The 7,721-nt window shown below is 47.6% G+C and carries 8 protein-coding genes; 6 read left to right on the top strand and 2 right to left on the bottom strand.

Annotated elements, in window-relative coordinates:
• Together OB236_RS16675 and OB236_RS16670 are read left to right on the top strand one after the other, a co-directional pair.
• Positions 1-625: hypothetical protein (locus tag OB236_RS16675; RefSeq protein ID WP_262684991.1), on the top strand; the 625-nt coding region annotated here is incomplete at its 5' end.
• A gap of 2 nt (positions 626-627) precedes the next feature.
• A complete protein-coding gene (locus tag OB236_RS16670) occupies positions 628-1,092 on the top strand; it encodes an exosporium glycoprotein BclB-related protein (protein WP_262684990.1) in 465 nt (154 codons plus the stop codon).
• Positions 1,093-1,522: 430 nt separating this feature from the next.
• On the opposite strand, the gene OB236_RS16665 is transcribed toward OB236_RS16670, so the two are convergent.
• Both OB236_RS16665 and OB236_RS16660 read right to left on the bottom strand, forming a co-directional pair.
• Positions 1,523-1,897: a hypothetical protein gene (locus OB236_RS16665; RefSeq protein WP_076231965.1), complete on the bottom strand. Its 375-nt coding sequence runs from the start codon at positions 1,895-1,897 to the stop codon at positions 1,523-1,525.
• 99 nt (positions 1,898-1,996) lie between these two features.
• On the bottom strand, positions 1,997-3,202 hold the full coding sequence (locus OB236_RS16660; protein WP_256711340.1) for a glycosyltransferase family 4 protein: 1,206 nt from the start codon (positions 3,200-3,202) through the stop codon (positions 1,997-1,999).
• Positions 3,203-3,822: 620 nt separating this feature from the next.
• Here OB236_RS16660 and OB236_RS16655 point away from each other — a divergent pair.
• From OB236_RS16655 to OB236_RS16640, 4 genes are read left to right on the top strand one after another with little or no spacing between them, the layout of a single operon-like run.
• Complete coding sequence (locus OB236_RS16655) at positions 3,823-4,596, top strand: glycosyltransferase family 2 protein (protein ID WP_262684989.1); 774 nt, start codon at positions 3,823-3,825, stop codon at positions 4,594-4,596.
• Between the two features lie 2 nt (positions 4,597-4,598).
• Positions 4,599-5,729 carry a glycosyltransferase family 2 protein gene (locus tag OB236_RS16650; RefSeq protein ID WP_262684988.1) on the top strand — a complete coding sequence of 377 codons (1,131 nt, stop codon included), beginning with the start codon at positions 4,599-4,601 and terminating at the stop codon, positions 5,727-5,729.
• A 19-nt stretch (positions 5,730-5,748) separates the two neighbouring features.
• Positions 5,749-6,498, top strand: a complete 750-nt coding sequence (locus tag OB236_RS16645; RefSeq protein WP_262684987.1) for a glycosyltransferase family 2 protein — start codon at positions 5,749-5,751, stop codon at positions 6,496-6,498.
• Complete coding sequence (locus tag OB236_RS16640) at positions 6,495-7,685, top strand: CgeB family protein (protein WP_262684986.1); 1,191 nt, start codon at positions 6,495-6,497, stop codon at positions 7,683-7,685. The genes OB236_RS16645 and OB236_RS16640 overlap by 4 nt, the downstream gene beginning before the upstream one ends.
• The last annotated feature ends 36 nt before the right edge of the window (positions 7,686-7,721 follow it).

The raw sequence follows: 7,721 nt of genomic DNA, 5'->3' as shown, positions 1-7,721 counted from the left end.
GCAACAGGAGTTCAAGGAGCCCAAGGCCCACAAGGCACTCAAGGAGTCGCAGGACCTCAAGGCGTCCAAGGTCCACAAGGAGCAACAGGAGTTCAAGGAGCCCAAGGCCCACAAGGCGATCAAGGAACAGCAGGCCCGCAAGGCGTCCAAGGTCCACAAGGAGCAACAGGGGCGCAAGGCCCACAAGGCGACCAAGGAACCGCAGGACCTCAAGGCGTTCAAGGCCCACAAGGAACAACTGGTGCTCAAGGCGTACAAGGCCCACAAGGAGCAACAGGAGTCCAAGGAGCTCAAGGCCCACAAGGCACTCAAGGAGTCGCAGGACCTCAAGGCGTCCAAGGTCCACAAGGAGCAACAGGAGTTCAAGGAGCCCAAGGCCCACAAGGCGATCAAGGAACAGCAGGCCCGCAAGGCGTCCAAGGTCCACAAGGAGCAACAGGGGCGCAAGGCCCACAAGGCGACCAAGGAACCGCAGGACCTCAAGGCGTTCAAGGCCCACAAGGAACAACTGGTGCTCAAGGCGTACAAGGCCCACAAGGAGCAACAGGAGTCCAAGGAGCTCAAGGCCCACAAGGAGTTACTGGGGGTGGTGCAATCATTCCATTCGCTTCAGGTACTCCAGTAACATTGACTAATGTTCTAGGTGGATTAGCTGATACTGGAGGTCTTATTGGGTTCGGAAGTTCTACTGATGGTGTTACTATTGGTGGAGGAACAATTACTCTAAGTCCTGGTGTCGGGGGCGTTCTTGACTTCGCATTTGTCGCACCTCGTACCGGAACTGTAACATCAATATCTGCATTCTTTAGTGTGACATTGGCAGTAGCTTTAGGTACAGCTGTTACTATTAGAGCAGAAATATATACGGCACTTGCAGCTAGCAATACTTTTTCTCCATCAGGTGCCTTTGTACTATTAACGCCAGCTATAGGACCTATAATTGCCGTTGGAGCCACAGCTAGTGGTACTGCTGTCGCGGGACTACCGGTTGCTGCAGGGGAAAAATTATTACTGGTTTTCTCTATAGATACTGCAGTTGCGGTTCTCACTACGGTTGAAGGTTTTGGAAGCGCGGGTATATCGATTATTTAATATTTTGTTTATATCTTCGAATTCAAAACATTAGTCGCAGTTTAACGAAATCGATTAGAACTTTATCTCGCCTGATAACAATTTATGTAAAAACGGGAAGGATTAATAATCTTCCCGTTTTTTTATCTGTTCAGCTTGAGATTAAGAATTTATCAGTAAAAATCTCCCCCTCCAAAAATCATTAATAAAGTTCATCGTTATATATTTCCACTGCACTTGACAATAATTTTTTGGAAATTACTAGTACTTTAATAACATTAACTACAACTCTTACACCTGTATTAGTAGTTAAACCTGATCCGAAGAGATGAAGGTGAGCCATACATAAAAAAGGGCCGCAACCGCTTATCATTGTCAGATAAGATGATTATATCAATAGACAAAAAAATGACCGCCATATGGCGATCATTCGGTCTTGCAGTGTATGAACTTACACGCTGCCGTTCGGATCAAAATCGACGAAGAATTCACCCGGGAGAATAGGAAGCTTATGCTTCAATCTCAAACCGCCCGTGCCATCATCCAACACAACTGTCATATGTGCATCGGATAAGCGTACTTCGATTTCGAATGCATCGTGCGCAACTGCAGTTGCCGTCAATCGGAAATTGACCGCGCCGTTGGCTCCGACGGTTGCGAGTACCTCGTCAAGCAGAATCTTGGGGCTGAGACCATTCGATGTGTTCCACAGTAAGGCACGGAATGTTTGAATAGCTTCCGTTCTGTTATCGACATTAACTCGAATATGGTCGCCCACATGCAATTTGTTAGAAATAGAGCCAGTGGAGTATACAGTAACTGCCATAGTAATTCACCTCCTCCCGCTTTACATATAATAGTAAATGCAGCGAGAGGGGGACTTGTTCGGGCATTACTCCGAGGGTATTCCTACATTTTCAAGCAGCTAGACTAATCCGAGACTTCGCAGACGTTCTTTAACCATTTGGCCTACTACTTGTGGCGAATACTCGTTGCGGATGGTCTGTTGACCATTAGCAGCTATCGAATGGCGCCATTCCGGATTGTTAACGAGATTATGCATGAGCTGTGCTGCATGATGCACATCAGGCTCTGCCCAGGTTTGATAGGCTTTATAAGGTCCCCAATCCTGGCCTACCTGTACGAGCTGATAATTAACGGGACAGGAATTGGTTGGGTTCATAAAGTCCGTATTACCTGACCAGTTCGTTGCAACGACCGGTTTCCCCAAATACATCGCTTCCGCGAGACCAAGTCCGAAGCCCTCCGAACGGTGTAGGGAAACAAAGCAGTCTGTACATTGAAGCAAGGAATTAACCTCTACACGGGATAGAATACGATCGATGATATATATATTACTGTGTCCACTGACCAGCTCTCGCAGTCCCTCCAGGTCCGAGGGTTGGAAGCTCATATTATTGATTTTCAAGACAAGGCCGACATTCGGATTATTCATTTCAAAAGCAAGCTTGAATGCTTCAATGACAGCTTGAGGGTTCTTTCTCGCTGTATGGCTCTGAACGTCATACATCATATAAAAGAGGAACTGGTTGCTCGGAAGTCCAAACGTGTCTCGGTTAATGTCCGGCGAAACCTCGACTTCGATTCCATGTGGAATACGGACGACAGGTACCGGAGATTTTTTGGATACGGATTCGTGTACGAAGCTGGTCGGAACCCAAACCTCATTCACCAGATCAAATCCTGGCAAGTTTTCGTCCGGGAAGTCGGGCAGCTCCCAGTGCCAAAATCCGATATTGTAGCGACCTTGAAAAAGTTCTTGACCAAAATGCATTTGTGCATGAAGAAGGGAATCGCCATTCATATGAAGGATGTTTGTATTGTAAGCGGGATGCTGCGTTTCTTTATGAGCCCAGGTCGTATCGTCCATACGGCTTGCGACATTTAAGGGGAAGTCGAGAATGCCAAAAGGGACATCCGTTGTTTGAATCGCCCGAGCCGCCAGACGCGCAGATTCTCCAAGCCCAATTTCAGCACGGATAAAACCAATCAAGTTAATACCGGGTGCATTTCCTGGTCCGACAGAGGGAGGCGCAGCCGGTGGTGGGACTGCTTCTACAACAGCTGCCTGTGGAGGGACAGGAGAACGTTTCTTTCTTCTGGCTTTCATTCTTTTTTTCTTGAATCTTCTGTGTTTTCTTGAAAGCTTCCATTTTCTCCTACGGAGATCTTTTTTACGTTTCATTCTGATTTTTCGTCTAACTTTCAGCTTGCCTCTTCGTTTTAACCTTCTTAATTTTAATTTCCCTTTTAATCGGGTTTTGATTCTGTGTTTTTTTCTTCTGAGTCTGAGTTTTCTTTTAAGCTTTTTACCGGAACGATCGGCTGCTGCCAGAGACCTCTTTTTCTTCCTTACTTTAATGGCTAAAGTCATGATTGTCACCCTTTCCGGGGAAGCATTTGTTGGCATTCTTATAGAATACCTGCTTTTCAACGAGGCTTTGTATGCGCAAACCAGCTTGTGGGACGGATAGAAGGCAGCAGTGGATATGCACTTGACTCCATACTATGCAGGCGTAGTGAACGACTTATAGACCCTTGACCCCTACCCGTAAAAAACGGCGTTTGACTATGGCGAAGGGAAGGAAAATCTTCTTCAATGTTTGGTTCTGGACGGGCTTTTCGCCCGATTTTACGGCCTATGGAACGAATGCCCTGTTTCACCTGACGGATAGACATAAGATGGAGAAGGAGAAGAGACTACTAGCCTGGAACAGGAGTTGGGAATTCATGAAAAAGCCGCTGCGACAAACTCTTGTCCGAAATGCCTCGAAGCCTAAGGTTTCGATTATCATTCCGGTATTCAATGAGAAAAGAACATTGGCGCGCGTTATCCAACAAGCTTATGCCGTTCATAAGGCTTGCGAGGTTATTGTCGTATGCAATGGCTCCAAGGATGGGACGAAGCAGTTGGCCAGAAGACTTGGTGCAATCGTAATCGAGTTCAAGGAGCAGTTGGGACATGATGTTGGCAGAAGCATCGGGGCGAGGGTGGCTAAGGGTGATGTGATCCTGTTTCTGGATGGGGATATGGTCATTTCGGCACGTGAGCTGCGGCCTTTTGTGAAAGCTGTGAGTGATGGAGTCGATGTGGCGCTGAATAGCTACTCCGGGCTAACAAACCGAAAAGAGATCCATCAGGTTGTGGCAGCCAAGCATGCGTTGAATGCAATATTAGGCAGAGCTGACTTGAAAGGGGCTTCGATGACGACGATACCCCATGCCATTAGCAGGAAGGCATTACACGAGATTGAAGCAGAGAATCTGGCTGTGCCACCTAAATCACAGGCGATAGCCCAGGCGACCAAGCTTCGGATGGAGGCTGTTCATTATATTAACGTATTGAAGCTGAATCCACTGCGTCGTAAAAGTCGAAAGCTGGATCCCGTTGGCGATCTAATAGTAGGAGATCATCTGGAGGCCATTTATTGGCTGACACTACAGCATGGGGAACGTTACGGTAAAACAGATATGGGCAGAAAGAGAGAGCTGGTGAGGTGGTAAATATGAAGCTTCGCAAAAGTAAGGGTATTATTGCTGAAAGCAGCATGAAGCGAAAAGCTGTCTCGAGCCGGAATGGCCGGTTAAGACGTCCACTGGGAACGCTCCGGCCGAGGAGTAAAAAAAGCTCGTTAAAATTCGCGCTGCGATCATCGCCTCGTACTCCTGTAGATTGGAAAGCATGGGGCGAACAAGCAGGTCGAGAAGATGCGCTGCATGATCCAAAGCCTGAGGACGGCAACCAGAAAAAATTGTTAAATGACCTATGGGTGACGAGAATCAAGCAGAAACCATTTAACGATAGAGCCTGGAAGCATTATTGGGAAGCGGTAAAAGGTTATCTTATTGGTTACAGCCTTGTGTCAGGCATTAATGTTAAAGACTGGATGCTGCTCCCAACCCAGCGTACAGTGAGCGTCGTGATCTCCGTAATGAATGAGGAAGCAACGGTAATGAACGTGCTGCATCAGCTTCAACGGATGCCATTGGAGGAAATCATAGTCGTCGTTAACGGCTCTGGTGATTCGACCTTCCAGAAGGTTCGAAAAGGATCGAATGCGATAGTTGTCCATTACCCCGAGCCTTTGGGCTATGATGTGGGTCGGGCTGTTGGGTCAAAGCTTACGGGCGCTGATATTGTTCTGTATGTGGATGGCGATATGACCGTTGCTGCTGAACAATTGATTCCGTTTATAGCTGCTATTGATCGGGGGGCGGACGTGGCACTGAATCACATCTCGCCTTACCTGAAGACATATACGCATTGGGATGGGGTTAGTAAGGTGAAAAAGCTGATCAATGTCTCGCTGTGTCGATCTGATCTGGGTGCCGATTCGCTAACAGCGGTGCCTCATGCATTATCGCGCAGAGCTCTGGATACGATTGGCATAGAGCAGTTGATGGTGCCGCCTAAAGCCCAGGCGCTAGCACTTGCCAAAGGACTGGTTGTTACCGCTCCTTGGAGTGTAGATGTGATTACAACAAACAGAGTCAATCAACATAACGCAGGTGCACATAATTCTGTGTCCGATATGATCATCGGGGATCATATTGAAGCGCTCCATGCCGTACAGAAACTGGGCGGGGCAAGGCTGTCCTTTACCGATCTCATTCGAAAAAGATCTTATCTGGCGTAAAGGAAGGAGGCTCACAAGAATGAAGATGACAAGTATGATTATCTCTAATAGAAACGGACTTCCTTTACTGCAGCGATGTATTCAGTCCATTCAGAAATATACCGATACCCCCTACGAAATTATTGTGGTCGACAGCGGTTCCACGGATGGCTCCGTCGATTACTGCCGCCAGAAGCAGGTACGCTTCATTTCTACTCCGTCCAGTCGTGGATTTACGAGATCGCACAATCTGGGACTGCATCTCGGCAGTGGAGATGCGCTGCTGCTGCTGAACAATGATGTTGTGGCTTCTCCCCGTTGGCTCTCCAACCTGTTGAACTGCCTTTACAGCAGCGAGGAGATCGGGATTGTTGGCCCTGTAACCCGTCCTACAAGCAGTAAGCAAATGGCGGATATGCCAATTAGCACCTTTAAGCATTCGGCCGAAATGATCAACTTACCCGATTCACGGAAATGGCAGTCGGTTGAAAGGCTGGCTGGATTTTGCTTTTTAATCAAAAGAGAGCTTGTAGAGCATATTGGCTTTCTCGACGAACAGTTTCCACCAGGTTACTTTGAAGATGATTACTGTTACAGGGCACGTTTGAGTGGTTATCGCTTACTGGTGGCCGGCGATACGTTTGTATTTGATTTGGGTAATGCCAGTCATAATAAAGAAGACAACCAGCAGGTCCAAAATCTGGCTAACCCAAACGAGCATAAATTTGTGCAAAAGTGGGGTGTTGATCCCCGAAGCTTCGTGAGAATCGAAGGGGGCGATACGGCTTGAAAGCGAAGCGAAGTGTACGTAAAGTAGCGCTCAAATCAAAATTGAAGGCCGGAAAGAAAACCCGATGGAAAATCAGACGAAAAATCCAATCGATCATTCCGCACAACCCTATAACCAATGGTTATGAAGTAGGTCGACGGGATGGCTACACACATGGGACCCAATACGGGTTTCATCTGGGAGGCTGCGAGGCAGTTATGGGTAAGGGAGCCCCGGAACCGGATGCTCATTGGGATGTACACATTTTTTATGTGAAGGAAGGATTTGTTTCCCTTGATGATGGGATTATTGCAGCCCTTCAAAAATTAGTCAGGGTGGTCACCCCACTTCATGAGGGAGAGGATGCTGCTTCGATGGCAGTACAGCTTCGCCCTGATCTGGTCATCGTCTTAAACGGAACCCGATTCCCTTCTGCACAGGTTGATGCTTTGCGGGCGCAGGGGATTCGAACGGTCGTATGGACGGTGGACGATCCGTATCATTCAGACATTAGTGCTGTACTTGCCCCGCATTATGACATCGTGTTTACACATGAGATGAATTGTGTTGCCTGGTATAAAGAGCTCGGCTGTGCGCAGGTTCATTACCTTCCGCTTGCTGCAGCGATGCACTTGTATGCGCCGAAGAAAGTAGAGATGACCTATCATACCGATATTTGTTTTATAGCCAACGGATTTTGGAATCGTATCGCGTTTATTGAACAGGTAGCCCCTTTTTTGGCTCAGAAAAAGACGATGATCGCTGGCTGGTGGTGGGACCGTCTGGGAAATTACGAGCTGCTCAGGGATAAAATCAAACCGAACATCAATTGGATGCCTCCTGAGGAAACAGCGAGCTTTTATAACGGAGCAAAGATCGTCATCAATCTGCATCGTTCGGATCAAGACCCCGCCAACTTTAATAGTAGAGGCATTATTGGACATTCAATCAATCCTCGTACGTACGAAATATGTGCAAGCGGTGCTTTTCAGCTAACGGATTCAAGAACGGATTTGCCGCAGCTTTACGTACCCGGACGAGAGATTGCAACCTATGAGTCGCCACAGGATTTTATTGAAAAAGCCAGCTATTATCTGGAGCATGATGAAGAGCGGGAGGCTATTGCGTTTCGTGGGCTGCGCCGTACTATGGAGCAGCATACTTACAACAAAAGGCTGCTGACGATGCTGCAGCTATTATTCCCATAATATCGGAAAGGGGGGAGAAGACGATGAAGGCTGCGG

The sequence above is a fragment of the Paenibacillus baimaensis genome (assembly GCF_025567575.1).
This window is presented reverse-complemented; position numbering and strand designations above follow the sequence as displayed.